This window comes from Vibrio sp. McD22-P3 (assembly GCF_021568915.1).
GTDB lineage: Bacteria > Pseudomonadota > Gammaproteobacteria > Enterobacterales > Vibrionaceae > Vibrio > Vibrio mediterranei.
On the sequence record NZ_JAKGTN010000010.1, the window covers coordinates 46,590 to 61,209 of the forward strand.

Sequence of the window (14,620 nt, forward strand, 5' to 3'; positions counted from 1 at the left end):
GTGGTTGATGCTAAGTAATCGGTTCTAATTTGGGAGAAAGACATGGATGTAGGTAAGCAACTAAAAACAATTCGTACCATGCGTGGGATGTCACAGCGTGAACTTGCTAAACGAAGTGGTGTAACCAACTCCATGATCTCTCAAATAGAACAGAACTTAGTAAACCCGTCCGTTGGCTCTTTGAAAAAGATCCTCGATGCTATACCAATCTCAATGGGAGAGTTCTTCACCCTCGACGTTGAGCCTAAAGATGACATCTTCTTTAGTGCAGAACAGATGGCGGATTTAGGGGATGGACAGATAAAAATGTTGCTAGTTGGTGCAAAGCGAGAAGGTCGCCAATTAGCAGTCTTAAGAGAAATCTATCCGCCAGGCTCAGATACGGGGACTGACTTCATCGAGCATGATGGAGAAGAGGGCGGTGTCATTATTCGAGGAGAAATTGAGATTACGGTTGGCAGCCATACTAGAGTATTAAAGGCAGGTGACTCGTATTACTTTGAAACTCGCAAACCACATCGCTTTCGTAATAAAGGAAAGGTCGAATGTGAGCTTATTAGTGCGGCGACACCTCCAACTTTCTAAAGTCTTTGAATAAAAAAATAGCGAAGCATGAGCTTCGCTATTTTTCTTGTGTTGAAAGAGAACTCTAGTCTAATTCAATCCACGTCGATTTCACTTCAGTGTATTTATGCAGAGCATGCAGCGACTTATCACGACCGTTACCACTTTGCTTGTATCCACCAAACGGCATGGTCATGTCACCGCCATCCCAGTTGTTCACGAATACCGTTCCCGCTCTTAATGCACGAGAGCATTTAATGGCTGTTGACATGTCAGATGTCCAAATACCTGCCGCCAACCCGTATTCGCTATCGTTAGCAAGTTGGATCGCTTCATCAATCGAGTCAAAACTGGTAACACATAGAACGGGCCCAAAAATCTCTTCTTTATAGATGCGCATATTGGGTGTGACATCAGTAAACAAAGCGGGTTGAATAAAGAAACCATCGGTGTTGCCCATTGCAGGCTTACCACCGTAAGCTAGTGTTGCTCCTTCTGTCTGACCAATATCGATGTAACTTAATACACGCTCATACTGTGCAGCATCTACTATCGCACCGACCCGAGTATCACTCTCAAGAGGATCGGCAGGCTGCCAATTCGCCATGTATTTCTTAACCAGTTCAATAAATTCATCTTTAATAGAGGAATGAACCAGAAGTCGTGAACCTGCTGTACACACTTCCCCTTGGTTGTAACAGATAGCAGAGGCGGCTGTTGCAGCAGCTTTTTCTATATCTTTAACGTCGTGATGTACAATGTGGGGGCTCTTGCCGCCACATTCCATAAATGCACGTTTTAGGTTGGATTCACCCGCGAAAGATAACAGCTTTTTACCTACGGCGGTTGAACCAGTAAAAGTGATACAATCGACATCGTTGTGAAGCGCTAATGCTTGTCCTGCCTCATGGCCAAAGCCAGGGAGCACTTGAAACACTCCGTCTGGAATACCTGCTTGTTTGGCCAAGTCGGCGAGCAAAATAGCGGTGAGAGGTGATTTCTCAGAAGGCTTCACAATAACTGAATTACCGGTTGCTAATGCGGGCCCAATCTTCCAAGCCGCCATAACAGTAGGGAAGTTCCAAGGTACGATTGCCGCAACGACACCTAGTGCTTCGTGAGTCACAAGTGCTAATGCTCCTTCTGTTACTGGGGCAACTTCATCATAGACTTTGTCTATGGCTTCTGCGTTCCATTGAATGCAGCGCGCGGTAGCCGGCGCGTCATATCCCATTGCATCTGATATCGGCTTACCCATATCGAGTGATTCGAGAAGGGCAAACTCTTCTTTATGTTCGTCAATGAGCTTAGCGTAGTTAAGTAGGATCGCTTTACGCTCTGCCGGTGGTAGACCACACCAGACACGGCTCTCAAACGCTTGACGAGCAGCATTTACTGCAAGCTCGACATCTTTATCTGTGCAGCGGGCGACATGCGCCAATAGGTGACCTGTTGCTGGGTTGATGATTTCAAACGTATCGCCGGAGACTGAATCAACAAAGTGTCCGTTGATAAAGGCCTGAGTACGAAAACTCAACGCTTCGGCTTTATCATGCCAAGTCATAGTGTCCATATTGTTTACCTTCTTCCTTAAAAACTGGCTGGTGAGTTTGCACTGACAATGATGCAATCAATATCAGAAGTATTTCTAAATCGGTGAGTACGTGTACTGTCGAAATAATAGCTGTCGCCTTCATGTAGAACGACGACTTCACTGTCGACCGTGAGCTCCAACTCGCCTTGGACAATAACACCGCACTCTTGACCTTCGTGAGCGAGCATCTCATCTCCGGTGTCTGCACCTGGAGCGAGTGTTTCTCTCAACATGCCAATTTGCCTGTCGTCGTGATAGTGACCTATCTGGCGATAGCTGATCTTTCCTCTGCCTATTTCTGGTTGTTGCTGTTTGCGTGAAAAAAACTGATCAGGCTTTGGTTCATCAACCGCAAAAAACTCCGCCATAGATGAAGGGATCTTGCTAAGTAGTTTACTCAGCGACGCGACAGACGGGCTTACGGCGTTACTTTCAATCTGAGAAATGAATCCATTGGTCACGCCGGCTCTTTTGGCTAACTCACGCTGTGATAAGCCTGCACGTTCTCTTAGTGCTTTAAACCTTGGTCCTATTTCTGTTTCCATTAGGCGAAATCTCCAACTCTTCCCTTTGTGATTAGTAAACTAAACACAATCCTAGCTCACTAAACAGAAAAAACCAGCAAATGTTTATAATTTAATCATTGAATAGGCAAATAAAACGTTCTATAGTCAATTTTGTTCATTATTTAATAACATTGCATTTACATGTTGTAGTTCGAGTGTTTAGCGGTGTTTAGTAAAAGAAACAATGCTGTTCAGTATTTTTAGTTGGAGTGCACGATGCAAGGTATAAACAAGCAAGGTACAACTAGTTCAGGAAATATGGATGCTTTTTGGATGCCGTTTACTGCTAACTCGCAGTTTAAATCAGCGCCACGCATGTTAGTTTCAGCTGAAGGGATGTACTACACGTCAGAAGATAAACGCAAGATACTCGACGGTACAGCAGGTCTATGGTGCTGTAATGCAGGACACGGGCGTCATGAAATCAGTGAAGCGGTGGCGAGTCAGATTCACAATCTAGACTTTGCGCCAACATTTCAAATGGGTCATCCATTGCCATTTGAATTTGCTGAGTCACTCTCAGAAATCGCTCCATCAGGTTTGAATCGCGTATTTTTCACTAACTCAGGTTCTGAATCTGTTGATACCGCACTAAAAATTGCGTTGGCTTATCAGAGATGCATCGGACAAGGGACTCGTACGCGCCTAATTGGTCGAGAGCGTGGTTATCACGGTGTCGGGTTTGGTGGTATTTCGGTAGGTGGAATTGTCAATAACCGCAAGACATTTGGCAGTCTGTTAACTGGTGTCGACCACCTTCCGCATACATTGAGCATTGAAAATAGCGGCTTTAGCAAAGGGCTACCTGATTACGATCCCGGCTGGGCGGAAAGCCTAAACAATATCGTTACTCTGCATGATGCGAGCAACATTGCTGCGGTTATTGTTGAGCCGATTGCGGGATCTACGGGGGTAATTCTTCCTCCTAAAGGTTACCTGAAACGTCTTCGTGAAATCTGTACCCAACATGGCATTCTATTGATATTCGATGAGGTTATTACAGGATTTGGTCGCATCGGTAGTCCTTTTGCAGCGCAAGAATTCGACGTCAAGCCTGACATTATTACTACCGCTAAAGGCTTAACTAATGGTGCTATTCCTATGGGAGCCGTTTTTGTCAGCGACGAAATTTACCAAGCGATGGTGGCTCCAGATAGTCAAGCTATCGAGTTGTTCCATGGCTACACCTATTCCGGCCATCCAGTAGCCGCAGCGGCTGGTTTAGCGACACTAGATATTTATCGCAATGAGAATCTCTATACACGAGCGGCTGAGCTCTCAGATTATTGGGAGCAAGCGGTCCATAGCTTGAAAGGGCTACCTCACGTAAAAGACCTTCGCAATTATGGTTTGATTGCTGGTATTGAGTTAGAGGGAATTGCGGGTAAGCCAGGATCTAGAGCGTTCCAAGTCTTTACCAAGTGTTTCGAGAAGGGCGCTCTGATTCGTGTCACTGGGGACATCATCGCGCTTTCTCCGCCGCTGATTATTGAGAAGCAGCATATCGACGATTTATTTACTCTGATTGCAGACGTTTTGCAGAATATTGATTACAAGGAATAAGACTATGTCAGTTTTGGTATCTAATTTTATCAACGGCCGAATGGTAGAGAGCCACAGCGGAAGAAACGCAGACTTGTTTAACCCAGCAAATGGTGAGTTGCGAGGGCAAGTTCAGCTATCAAGTGCTAGTGAAGCGCTAGAAGCTGTGGCTGTCGCGAAACAGGCGCAAGAAGCTTGGCAAGCAACACCACCACTGCAACGTGCTCGAGTCATGTTCAGATTCAAAGCTTTGCTTGAAGAGAACGCGGATGAGCTCGCTACGTTAATTTCTACCGAGCACGGCAAAGTACACAGTGATGCATTAGGAGAATTGACACGTGGATTAGAAGTGGTTGAGTTTTCTTGTGGTATCCCACATCTGCTAAAAGGTGAACATTCACTTAATGTTGGACGCGAGATAGACAGCTATTCTTTAATGCAGCCAGTTGGTGTCTGCGTTGGTATTACACCATTTAACTTCCCTGTGATGGTACCGCTATGGATGATCCCAGTAGCGCTTGCCTGCGGAAACAGCTTTATCCTTAAACCATCTGAAAAAGATCCGAGTGCGTCTTTGAAGCTGGCTGAGTTATTGAAACAAGCAGGTCTTCCTGATGGCGTTTTTAATGTTGTCCAAGGTGATAAAGAAGTGGTTGATGCGCTTCTTGAGTCACCAGACGTTGCAGCTGTGAGTTTCGTAGGTTCAACGCCGATCGCCGAAGCTATCTACAGCAAAGGAAGTGCAAATGGCAAACGAGTTCAAGCGTTAGGCGGAGCTAAGAACCACTTAGTTGTTATGCCTGATGCAGACCTTGAAGGGGCGACAAATGCTATTATGGGAGCGGCATATGGTGCGGCGGGAGAGCGTTGTATGGCTATCTCCGTGGCGGTTGCTGTCGGTGATGAAACTGCCGATCGATTAGTGGCACAGCTGAAACAAAAAGTGGAAGCACTGCGCGTAGGCCCAGGGCTGGGAGTATCGCCTGAAAACGAAATGGGTCCATTGGTGAGCGAGCCTCACATGAACAAGGTAACGGAATACATTCAAAGTGGTGTTGATCAAGGCGCAACGCTTGTAGTGGACGGGCGTGGCATCAATACCTCTGCTCCAGGTTACTTTGTAGGCGGGACGTTATTTGACAATGTTACTCCAGACATGACCATTTATAACGAAGAGATTTTTGGTCCCGTATTGTCGGTAGTGCGTGCCAAAGATTATCAAGAAGCACTGCAACTTATTAATGAGCACGAATTCGGTAATGGTACTGCAATTTTCACTCGTGATGGTGATACCGCGCGCGACTTCTCAGAAAAAGTCGAAATCGGTATGGTAGGGGTTAACGTGCCAATTCCAGTGCCAATGGCATTTCATAGCTTTGGTGGTTGGAAGCGCTCAATCTTTGGACCTCTCAATGTTCATGGCAATGATGGCGTGCGCTTCTATACTCGTATGAAGACGGTTACTGCTCGCTGGCCTAAAGGGCAAAGAGAAAGTGAATTTGTAATGCCAACAATGAAGTAGGTGATAAATGAAGATAGGGATATTAACGTGCGGCCATGTGGACTCGCCATTATCAGATGACCATGGTCAATACGCAGACATGATTGAGGCCTCTCTCTATGAGGTCAACAATGAGTTCACTTTTCAGAACTACGATGCGACAAAAGGAGAGTTACCTCATCATGATGAATGCCATGGGTTTATAATCACAGGTAGTGTACACAATGCTTACGATAATCATCCCTGGATTCTCAAACTCATGGACTGGATAACGCGCTGTGAAGCTCGTCGACGTCCACTAGTAGGCATCTGTTTTGGACATCAGGTTATTGCTAGGGCTCTTGGCGGCAAGGTGCAAAAATCGGAAAAAGGGTGGGGACTTGGCAGCTATGAAGTTCAAATTACCGCTCAGAAGAAATGGATGAATCTGTCTGTAGACTCTGCGCGACTATTAGTGAGTCATCAAGACCAAGTGATTATTGTCCCTGGCGGCGTGAAAGTTATTGCTACTAATGATTTTTGCCCTAACTTTATGCTTGTGAAAGATAATCATATATTCACAGTCCAAGGACATCCTGAGTTTAGCTCTAGCTTCACAGAAAAATTGGTGGAGAAGCGTAAGCATCTCCTAACGCCTCAGCATTATGACCAAGCGTTTATTGAAATAAACAAAGCACAAGACTCTGCGTTAATACTGCATTGGATTGATAATTTCTTTGTAATGGCGCAGCAAGGTAAATATGCTGAAAACTTGCAACAAGCCGTGTAGCGGCAATTAGGAAACTAAAAAAGAGCTCATTATGAGCTCTTTTTTTAGGTAAGTTATAAAAGCGAGTTTTAGACTCCGTCGCTGAAATAGGCGTCACCCCTTCGCAGGCAGGGAGCTACTCACAACTCGTGTCTGGCTCTGAGCATTCTTATCTTAATTACTAAACGTACCGTGGAATAACGGTTTGTATAACGACGCCTAAGCAAACTCTTTTTGCAGATAAGAAACAATGTCGGAAGACTCATACATCCATTTCTCTTCACCACCTTGAGTGATCTTCAGACAAGGTACTTTTACTTTACCGCCACCCGCTAGCAGCTCGTCACGCGCAACTGAGTCATTTTTAGCATCTTTCAACGCAATGTTGACTGATTGACGTTTCATTTCTCTACGTACTTTCACACAAAAGGGACACGCTTCAAATTGATAGAGCTGCATAGTTTGCGCTTTTTGATCGGCTTGTTGCTGTGCTTCAGGCGTGCGTTTAACGCCACGCGGAGAGAAAACGAAATTTAATAGCAGTATGATTTTACCAAGAATAATACGGATGAACTTCATAAATAACCTGTTGAGCAGTCTTGTTGTTTTTAGAAAATTATAATGACGGTATGCGAGACATACCGTCGAATATTAACATCTTATTTACGATTCTGGTACGGTTAACATTAACTGCGAGAAAGGGTATGGCTTTTGGTCACACTAATTCCCAATCGTTTCGATAAGCGAATCAAGTTAGCTCGATCAGTTTTAAGGACTCTGCTTGCCTTAGCCCAGTTATACTCGCATTCAATTAAGGCATTGGATATCAAGCTTCTTTGATATTCTTCAGTGGACTCTCGAATGCCTTTCGAGTGGTCAATCATTGGAGCGCTTGTTTTACTTTGCTTGGTCGGAGTGATGCGGCTTTCATCGTCAAAATGACCACAGTCGTCAATGCTTACGGTGACCACCTTCTTATCAAACAGCCTTGCTTTCGCCTTCAGAGCTGCTCGGTTAATAACATGTTCTAACTCTCGAACATTACCGGGCCATGAATAGCGGTTCAAATGAGATACGACATTTGGACTTAGCTTGATTTGGTTAATGCCAAGCTTACGTCGAGCTTGCTCCAGAAAGAAGCCTGCCAGTAACTCTATATCGCCGTTTCTTTCACGCAATGGCGGTACAGAAATTGGGTAAACACTGAGTCGGTGATAAAGGTCTGCGCGGAACTTACCTTGTTCAACTTCTTCCTTGAGTTCACGGTTGGTTGCGGCGAGGACTCTAACATTGATCTTTTGAATCTCATCCTTACCAACGGGTTGTATTTCGTTATTCTGTAATGCTCGTAAAAGCTTACTTTGTGCCGCAAGCGGGAGCTCGCCAATTTCATCCAAAAATAGTGTCCCGCCATCGGCTAGCGCAAACTTACCCATGCGATTTTTATCTGCACCCGTGAACGCCCCTTTTACATGACCAAATAGCTCACTCTCGATGAGGTTTTCAGGAATTGCCGCACAGTTAACATAGACTAACGGATTCTGTCGGCGAGTTGATTGGTAATGTAGATTACGTGCCACCAACTCTTTACCAACACCGGTCTCACCATGAATTAAGATATTAAAATCTGATGGCGCGACAATTTCGATATCGGATTTCAACACGCGCATTAACTCACTATCACCGATCATATCGCTGCCATCTCGTTCCCAAGCTTCGACGTTGAGTTCTTCAAGCAGCTGTTTGGATTGTTTGGCTTGGTATTCCAACTGAGAGAAAGTTAGTGCCATTTTTAACGTGGATGCAGCAATGGCAGATAATACTTCTAGGCTGCGCGTTGGAATGTGGTCAAAAGCATTAGTCCCTAGGCTATCGAGAGTGAGGGCTCCCAACATCTTGTCGCCAAAAATCAAAGGCAAACCCATACAAGAGTGCATTGGAAGATCGCCATGGTGGTCAATGAGCAAGCCGTCAAATGGGTCAGGCAACTCAGAATCGGCGTCAAAGATAACCGGAGATGTGGATGCGCAAATCTGAGCGAATCTTGGATGTTCACTAATAACGAACCTGCGCCCTAGAGTGTCGCGGCCTAAGCCCTGCATCGCGAGAGGAACAAGCGTATCACCTTGAAGTGATAACAAGGCAACACAGTCACACATGATGGTTTTTCTGATGGTATTGATAAGCGAATCGAAGCGTTCTTGGTCGTTATTGCTGCTGGCTAGGCCAATAGTCAGCTCCATTAAGTTGGAAGGAGAAATGTCTTGCATAGGAGATTACAACTTATGGTAATGAGTATGCTAGGCATTATAGAGTCATATTGACCTAAATTAAAGCAGTCATTTTGACTGATATTTAATAGTTAACTCTTGAATAAGTGAGAGTTTTTAAGGATTTCAAAATTGGCACGCTCTGTGCTTTGTAGGTATTCGTTGAAAAACAAATAAGTGTGATTCTCAACTCGCACTATACCCGAGAGAAATATCTCAAGGGATACAACTAAAACTATAAAAAAACAATATGAGACAGTCGAAGTTCGTACTGTAAAAGTCTAAGCCTTCTAGGGAGCGTATATGCTAAATAACAACCATATCGAAATCATCAAGAGCACAATTCCATTACTTGAGTCTGCAGGCCCTGCTTTAACTCAGCATTTCTATCAAAGAATGTTCTCTCACAACCCTGAGCTGAAGGACATCTTCAATATGACGCACCAAAAGACAGGGCGTCAAAGTGTTGCTCTATTCGAAGCTGTTGCTGCGTATGCTAAAAATATTGAAAACTTAGCGGCGCTTACTACAGCCGTTGAACGTATCGCGCACAAACATACTAGTTTTAATATCAAAGCAGAACACTATCAAATCGTTGGTCACCACCTCATTGAGACCTTAAGAGAGCTGGCGCCAGATGCGTTTACCAAAGAAGTTGAAGAAGCTTGGACTGAAGCTTACCTATTCTTAGCGCAAATCTTTATTGATCGTGAGGAAGAGCTATACCAGTTGCGTGAAAAGGCGACCGGTGGATGGCGCGGTACTCGCCGATTTGTGGTAACTGATAAAAAGCCTGAATCTGAGTTGGTTATGAGTTTTGTCCTTACTCCAGAAGATGGCGGCAAAGTACTTGATTATGAAGTAGGGCAGTACCTAGGTGTACAGGTCACACCTTCAAAAGGTGAGAATGTAGAAATTCGCCAGTATTCACTTTCCCAAGCTCCAAATGGTGAAAATTACCGAATTTCTGTCAAGAAGGAAGGTAATAACAGCGACCAGCTAGGTTTGGTATCTCATTATTTGCATGATGAAGTGGAAGTGGGTGCGGTGATCGAAATACTGCCTCCTGCAGGGGACTTCTTCTACAAAGAAGTTAATAAGCCGGTCGTACTGATTTCTGCAGGTGTTGGCTGTACGCCAATGCAAGCAATGCTTCAACAGTTGGCAAAGGATGGCAAGTCCGATCCTGTTACCTATTTGCATGCCTGTGAAAACGAACAGCAACATTCTTTCATTGATGAGGTAGATACCATCGTATCAGCAAAAGGTTGGAACCATAGAGTGTGGTATCGTGAACCACTTAATGCAGAGGGTATCAATAATTCGAGCACAGGTTTAATGGATCTAGCACAAATCAAAGATTCTCTTCCAACGAACTTTGGTCACTTCTATACCTGCGGCCCAGTAGTCTTTATGGACCATGTTGTGAAGCAACTTGAATCGATTGGCGTTGAGCGAGACAGAATTCACTACGAGGTATTCGGACCTCACGCCAACCTTTAATCGCCGCTAACGAGCTGATTCAGCTCGCTAGTTGAACCATTTCTCAAACCACCGTTTCCATCCAGAAGACGGTGGTTTGTTTGCTTCAAATTCTCGAAAACCAAGATAATAGCTTTGGTTAAAGTCGGTACGTAGAGCATCAGCGCTTTGATCGAGCAATCCACTGATTGCGCTACTGGTTTGTGTTGCGTGGTCATTGGCCAAACTATAATCCATACCAAGATAGCCTTGAATATATAGCCATATATGCGTGACGAGTTGCAACTCTTCCAGCACCGGTAGCCGAAAAGCCTTCGCATGTTTCTCTTCAAGCTGTTGATCGAATATGGATTTCATTTCAGAGATTTGCTCTATATGAGATTCAACTGAGGAAAGAGCTTCAACGTTTAACTTAGTGAAAAGGCCAAGAAGCAGGTGAGTTGGGCTAGATTCTGGCTTGTTCTCTTGAGCTGTTGCATACAGCAAGTTTTCTCGTTCACACAAATTATCCAGTGCTTCAGACTGAACATTGACAAGTTGAATTTGATTAACCTTAATACTGTTAAGCGCTTCCCTCAATTCGATCATTTGTCTTGCAACTCCTCAATCGTCACTTCTGCTGATCCAGCCTCTGCGTCAACAAATAATGAGGTTCCGGTAATCATGACTGAGAGATCCATTGTGCGAGTGACTAGCGAAGAGAGGGCTTCAATCGAGTCATTATTGAAACGATAAACACTGGCATCGAGGTAACCGAATTTACCTTGGTTTTGCTGCCACCATACGTCGCTTTTAGTGTTGAAGCTGTAAACTTTGGTCTTTTTAGCCAAACGTGTCGCTTTTTTGACGCGCTCAACGTCAGGCTCTCCGATATCAATCCACAGTAAGGTCTGATCGTCGAGAGATTTTTCCCAGATATCAGGCTCTTCAATCGTCGATAATCCCTTTGTGAACTGCAGATCAGGAGAGGCATTGAGACAAAAAGCCATGAGCCTTGCCATCATACGTTGATGGTTTTCAGAAGGGTGCAGTGCTACGGTCAGATTAAAAGAGTCATAATAATCTCGATTCATATCCGTTAACGCTACGCGAAACTTATATATGGTTGGTTTTAGTGCCATGGGAGTGTCTAATTCGTAGAATAGTGATGTCTATAGTACGCTTATGGGCGCAAAAGGGTATAAACAATAGAGAGAATGTGCTTCAAGTGATATAAAAATAGCCAGCTTAGCTGGCTATTTATCAAAGGTATTGCTTACTGGCAGTTATACCAAAGTAATCTCTTCAGCTTGAGGACCTTTTTGGCCTTGTGTCACTTTGAATGCCACTTTTTGACCTTCAGCTAGAGTACGGAAACCGTCCGCTTTGATGTTGCTGAAGTGAGCGAACACGTCAGGACCATTTTCTTGTTGAATGAAGCCAAAGCCTTTAGTTTCGTTGAACCACTTAACTGTACCAGTAACTGTGTTAGACATATCTATATCCTAAATTTTACTATCTTTTGTTTCTTGTTTGCCAAATCCGGCAGCTATAGCGTGGAAAAGTAAATTGCTATTGCGTACAACGCGTCGGGGGAATTCCGAGAATTCAACGAATGCCTTTTGTAAACAATGGAACTATTTTTCTAGCCAGTCATGAATATAAGGTAGTTCTTACTTAAGTCAAAGATAGTTACTTGGAAAGTTGCTGAATATTTGAAGTTCAGCTCGTTTTTAAGTGTCAATTACATGACATTTCAAACAAACGAGCTTATTTTTATGATCTAAGTCAATACAAGGGCTTCTGGTATAACTCTTTGATATAAAACATTATTTCGATTAGTGAATTAATAGTTTTGTAAAGATTTTGCAAACAATTCTATTATTATGAATCCCATTAGAGTTCTATAAAATAATCTTCTTATTAAGTATTTTATCGCTCAATCTTTGGTGAGTAGATCGAATATGCGGTTATTTGTCCGGCTACGATAGCAGAGAACATAAATAATGCGGATAAACCGATGTTTGGTATCGGAAGAATCGATTGTTCAAACACTGATTGACTTGCACTAACGAGAACGCGGCTACCAGGAACAAGAATAATAATGCCTTGAACAATATAAATTGAGCCTGTTAGATCCAAGCGTTTCGCTACCCATGTACCGTATAACGTTATCAATACAGTGGTGACCCAAGTACCGACGATCCAGCCGCTATCAAAGCCTAAATAAAATGGCCCCCACATACCTAATACAGCAACGGGAAGACCCAACAAAATATCCTTAGGTCTAGCGTTGAAAATCACACCGATTGAGGTAGAGATAAGGAGTAATCCAAAGCAATGAAGCCAGAGTGGTACCTCATTGGTATAAGAGAGTGATTCTGTTTGCCCCCATAAAGCTTCACCAATATTCAAGCCCATTATCACACCAATGAACAGTTTGATGAGGGTAAGGGCACTCTGTCCTAATAGGGCAGTACCTGAAACGAGATCATTGAACGCCAAACACTCCAAAGAGTTAGCAATGGATAGGCCGGGCACAAATAGTACCACCGATGCAATACATAGCGCCCAAATAGGAATGGCCGCACCTGTACTTGCAATGAAGGCAACCAACACGCCTGTCAATAACGCAGATACAAACTCAACAGCAATGGAGTTGCGACCTTTATAAATAAGTTGGCATATCCAAACCATCAAACCCAATAAGATGGAGAAGCCAATCGCTTCAAGCGTGCTTCCTACCAACATAAGATAGGCTGGTGGAATCCCCATATTGGCTAGGGCAACCACCCATTTAGGGTAACCAACGGGCTCAGGAAGCGGTTCGTTACTTGGTTGGTTGATACGGATAATGGTATTCGCGAGCAAACTGAGGTTAATGGATGCTGGCTTTAAACGCTTCATTACTACCGTATTGTTTTTGTCCGGAAACTGATAGTTGATAGCAGTAGGTGTTGCTTGAACCATTACATCAAGTCCGTGCTTTTGAGCATAGTATTGCGCGTACTTTTCCACTTTATATGGAGCACAACCACTTCGATGAAGTGTGTCGCCAATTTCTACGATTTTTCTGATGGTTTGTGGAGAAGGCATAGTTCCGTCTAATCAATTAAAAGCACTCGATTTAATGGCGTAAAGGTAACAGAGCTTAATAGAATTATCGAGAGTGAATATTCGAAATATTGTCAATTCTATGCAGTTTTATAATCACTGGACTGCGAAAAGTGCAAGCGATTGCGTGAACCGTCTATGTTCGGTACGAGCAAGGTGCTCCACAATGATGATACATAACAAGGAGTGCTAATAAATGCACCAATTTAAAGTCATCAAATAAGGAAGATACCATGTCTCTACAACAAGAATTTCGTAATGCTATGTCTAAGTTGGCTGCGGCGGTCAACATTGTCACTACCGGCGGTGAGGCTGGAACCGTTGGCATTACCGCGACAGCAGTTTGCTCGGTGACTGACTCACCGGCAACTGTATTGGTCTGCGTCAATCGCTCGAGTGCGTCAAATGAGATCTTCAAAGCAAATGGTCGTATGTGTGTGAATACATGTGCGAGTGAACACCAAGAAATGTCCATGCACTTCGCTGGGATGACTGGATTGGAAATGGAAGAGCGTTTTGCGTTAGAAGGGTGGAACCTAAATCAATATCAAGTTCCAGTGTTAAAAGGAGCATTAACAACACTGGAAGGGCGTATTAGTGATATGAAAGAAATGGGTACGCATTCAGTGTTGTTCTTAGAGGTTGAAGCAATTACGACTCAGGATAAGGACGCACTCATGTACTTCGACCGTCAATTTAAACATCTGCAAGCTGACGTCAAAGTAGCGGAAGTGGCCTAATTGCCATAGTTAGAGTTCTAAACTTGAAAACACCCGCCTAAGCGGGTGTTTTAGTGCTTGCTATCAATAAGTTCGTTGAGCAAATTGGAAAGTTGTGAGTACTTCTCTTCACCCATCCGTTGTTTAAGTGATACATATTGCTCTTCGATGCGAGGTCGAAGCGTCTCAACCAGCGCAACGGCTTTATTGGTCAAATGGATGTATGATTTACGACCGTCATGTTCGCATTTTTTCTTTTCAACGTAACCAAGCTTCTCTAGCCTGTTAATGATGCCAGTCAGACTTGGGCTTAGAATACAAGATTCGCGGGAGAGTGTAGTAAAGTCAATTTCCCCTTTCGTATCCAATACACGCATGACACGCCATTGCTGTTCCGTTATGTCATTGCTGGCTAAAACTGGGCGAAAGTATTCCATTGCGATGTCTCTGGCCCGAATAAGTTGTAGCGGGAGAGAATCTTCGTATTTAGTCACTAAGTTAACCTTCATAATTTCCTTACTCGTAATAAACCATATATCAG

15 protein-coding genes are annotated in these 14,620 nt (G+C 43.8%); 6 read left to right on the forward strand and 9 right to left on the reverse strand.

All coding sequences use genetic code 11. The features are described 5' to 3' along the window. Positions 1–42: 42 nt before the first annotated feature. Positions 43–585, forward strand: a complete 543-nt coding sequence (locus tag L2W36_RS13100) for a cupin domain-containing protein (RefSeq protein ID WP_006069549.1) — start codon at positions 43–45, stop codon at positions 583–585. Between the two features lie 64 nt (positions 586–649). Here L2W36_RS13100 and L2W36_RS13105 read toward each other — a convergent pair whose 3' ends face one another. Beyond that, on the reverse strand, positions 650–2,137 hold the full coding sequence (locus L2W36_RS13105; RefSeq protein ID WP_236110223.1) for an aldehyde dehydrogenase: 1,488 nt from the start codon (positions 2,135–2,137) through the stop codon (positions 650–652). Between the two features lie 17 nt (positions 2,138–2,154). Continuing rightward, on the reverse strand, positions 2,155–2,703 hold the full coding sequence (locus tag L2W36_RS13110) for a cupin domain-containing protein (RefSeq protein WP_038227041.1): 549 nt from the start codon (positions 2,701–2,703) through the stop codon (positions 2,155–2,157). A gap of 237 nt (positions 2,704–2,940) precedes the next feature. Here L2W36_RS13110 and L2W36_RS13115 point away from each other — a divergent pair, with 237 nt between their 5' ends. From L2W36_RS13115 to L2W36_RS13125, 3 genes are read left to right on the forward strand one after another with little or no spacing between them, the layout of a single operon-like run. Then, a complete protein-coding gene (locus tag L2W36_RS13115; protein WP_006069552.1) occupies positions 2,941–4,287 on the forward strand; it encodes an aspartate aminotransferase family protein in 1,347 nt (448 codons plus the stop codon). Positions 4,288–4,291: 4 nt separating this feature from the next. Then, positions 4,292–5,788 carry a CoA-acylating methylmalonate-semialdehyde dehydrogenase gene (locus L2W36_RS13120; RefSeq protein WP_124942192.1) on the forward strand — a complete coding sequence of 499 codons (1,497 nt, stop codon included), beginning with the start codon at positions 4,292–4,294 and terminating at the stop codon, positions 5,786–5,788. Positions 5,789–5,795: 7 nt separating this feature from the next. Continuing rightward, positions 5,796–6,536, forward strand: a complete 741-nt coding sequence (locus L2W36_RS13125; RefSeq protein ID WP_062461183.1) for a type 1 glutamine amidotransferase — start codon at positions 5,796–5,798, stop codon at positions 6,534–6,536. Between the two features lie 198 nt (positions 6,537–6,734). On the opposite strand, the gene L2W36_RS13130 is transcribed toward L2W36_RS13125, so the two are convergent. After that, the gene (locus L2W36_RS13130) at positions 6,735–7,094 is read right to left on the reverse strand and encodes a glutaredoxin family protein (RefSeq protein ID WP_088878657.1); all 360 of its coding nucleotides are present in this window, start codon (positions 7,092–7,094) and stop codon (positions 6,735–6,737) included. A 107-nt stretch (positions 7,095–7,201) separates the two neighbouring features. Continuing rightward, positions 7,202–8,785: a nitric oxide reductase transcriptional regulator NorR gene (gene norR, locus L2W36_RS13135; protein ID WP_006069556.1), complete on the reverse strand. Its 1,584-nt coding sequence runs from the start codon at positions 8,783–8,785 to the stop codon at positions 7,202–7,204. Between the two features lie 303 nt (positions 8,786–9,088). Here norR and hmpA point away from each other — a divergent pair, with 303 nt between their 5' ends. Next, the gene (gene hmpA, locus L2W36_RS13140) at positions 9,089–10,288 is read left to right on the forward strand and encodes an NO-inducible flavohemoprotein (RefSeq protein ID WP_171390959.1); all 1,200 of its coding nucleotides are present in this window, start codon (positions 9,089–9,091) and stop codon (positions 10,286–10,288) included. Positions 10,289–10,315: 27 nt separating this feature from the next. Here hmpA and L2W36_RS13145 read toward each other — a convergent pair whose 3' ends face one another. The 4 genes from L2W36_RS13145 to L2W36_RS13160 form a co-directional block, all read right to left on the reverse strand. Further along, on the reverse strand, positions 10,316–10,855 hold the full coding sequence (locus L2W36_RS13145; RefSeq protein ID WP_236110224.1) for a hypothetical protein: 540 nt from the start codon (positions 10,853–10,855) through the stop codon (positions 10,316–10,318). Then, complete coding sequence (locus tag L2W36_RS13150) at positions 10,852–11,388, reverse strand: YaeQ family protein (protein WP_236110225.1); 537 nt, start codon at positions 11,386–11,388, stop codon at positions 10,852–10,854. The genes L2W36_RS13145 and L2W36_RS13150 overlap by 4 nt, the downstream gene beginning before the upstream one ends. A 144-nt stretch (positions 11,389–11,532) precedes the next feature. Next, positions 11,533–11,742: a cold-shock protein gene (locus L2W36_RS13155; RefSeq protein ID WP_006069560.1), complete on the reverse strand. Its 210-nt coding sequence runs from the start codon at positions 11,740–11,742 to the stop codon at positions 11,533–11,535. 436 nt (positions 11,743–12,178) lie between these two features. Then, positions 12,179–13,342 carry a threonine/serine ThrE exporter family protein gene (locus L2W36_RS13160; RefSeq protein ID WP_236110226.1) on the reverse strand — a complete coding sequence of 388 codons (1,164 nt, stop codon included), beginning with the start codon at positions 13,340–13,342 and terminating at the stop codon, positions 12,179–12,181. 251 nt (positions 13,343–13,593) lie between these two features. Between L2W36_RS13160 and hpaC the strand changes: the two genes are divergently transcribed. Continuing rightward, positions 13,594–14,100, forward strand: a complete 507-nt coding sequence (gene hpaC / locus L2W36_RS13165; protein ID WP_236110227.1) for a 4-hydroxyphenylacetate 3-monooxygenase, reductase component — start codon at positions 13,594–13,596, stop codon at positions 14,098–14,100. A 50-nt stretch (positions 14,101–14,150) separates the two neighbouring features. On the opposite strand, the gene hpaR is transcribed toward hpaC, so the two are convergent. After that, positions 14,151–14,588 (reverse strand): homoprotocatechuate degradation operon regulator HpaR, encoded by a 438-nt coding sequence (gene hpaR / locus L2W36_RS13170; protein WP_006069563.1) that lies wholly within the window; start codon positions 14,586–14,588, stop codon positions 14,151–14,153. Between the last annotated feature and the right edge of the window lie 32 nt (positions 14,589–14,620).

What these genes read in the sequence shown, in the direction of transcription:
- L2W36_RS13130 (WP_088878657.1), bottom strand. Translation starts at nt 7,094, where the DNA reads ATGAAGTTCATCCGTATTATTCTTGGTAAAATCATACTGCTATTAAAT.
- L2W36_RS13110 (WP_038227041.1), bottom strand. Translation starts at nt 2,703, where the DNA reads ATGGAAACAGAAATAGGACCAAGGTTTAAAGCACTAAGAGAACGTGCA.
- L2W36_RS13115 (WP_006069552.1), top strand. Translation starts at nt 2,941, where the DNA reads ATGCAAGGTATAAACAAGCAAGGTACAACTAGTTCAGGAAATATGGAT.
- L2W36_RS13145 (WP_236110224.1), bottom strand. Translation starts at nt 10,855, where the DNA reads ATGATCGAATTGAGGGAAGCGCTTAACAGTATTAAGGTTAATCAAATT.
- hmpA (WP_171390959.1), top strand. Translation starts at nt 9,089, where the DNA reads ATGCTAAATAACAACCATATCGAAATCATCAAGAGCACAATTCCATTA.
- L2W36_RS13160 (WP_236110226.1), bottom strand. Translation starts at nt 13,342, where the DNA reads ATGCCTTCTCCACAAACCATCAGAAAAATCGTAGAAATTGGCGACACA.
- hpaC (WP_236110227.1), top strand. Translation starts at nt 13,594, where the DNA reads ATGTCTCTACAACAAGAATTTCGTAATGCTATGTCTAAGTTGGCTGCG.
- L2W36_RS13155 (WP_006069560.1), bottom strand. Translation starts at nt 11,742, where the DNA reads ATGTCTAACACAGTTACTGGTACAGTTAAGTGGTTCAACGAAACTAAA.
- L2W36_RS13150 (WP_236110225.1), bottom strand. Translation starts at nt 11,388, where the DNA reads ATGGCACTAAAACCAACCATATATAAGTTTCGCGTAGCGTTAACGGAT.
- norR (WP_006069556.1), bottom strand. Translation starts at nt 8,785, where the DNA reads ATGCAAGACATTTCTCCTTCCAACTTAATGGAGCTGACTATTGGCCTA.
- L2W36_RS13100 (WP_006069549.1), top strand. Translation starts at nt 43, where the DNA reads ATGGATGTAGGTAAGCAACTAAAAACAATTCGTACCATGCGTGGGATG.
- hpaR (WP_006069563.1), bottom strand. Translation starts at nt 14,588, where the DNA reads ATGAAGGTTAACTTAGTGACTAAATACGAAGATTCTCTCCCGCTACAA.
- L2W36_RS13125 (WP_062461183.1), top strand. Translation starts at nt 5,796, where the DNA reads ATGAAGATAGGGATATTAACGTGCGGCCATGTGGACTCGCCATTATCA.
- L2W36_RS13105 (WP_236110223.1), bottom strand. Translation starts at nt 2,137, where the DNA reads ATGGACACTATGACTTGGCATGATAAAGCCGAAGCGTTGAGTTTTCGT.
- L2W36_RS13120 (WP_124942192.1), top strand. Translation starts at nt 4,292, where the DNA reads ATGTCAGTTTTGGTATCTAATTTTATCAACGGCCGAATGGTAGAGAGC.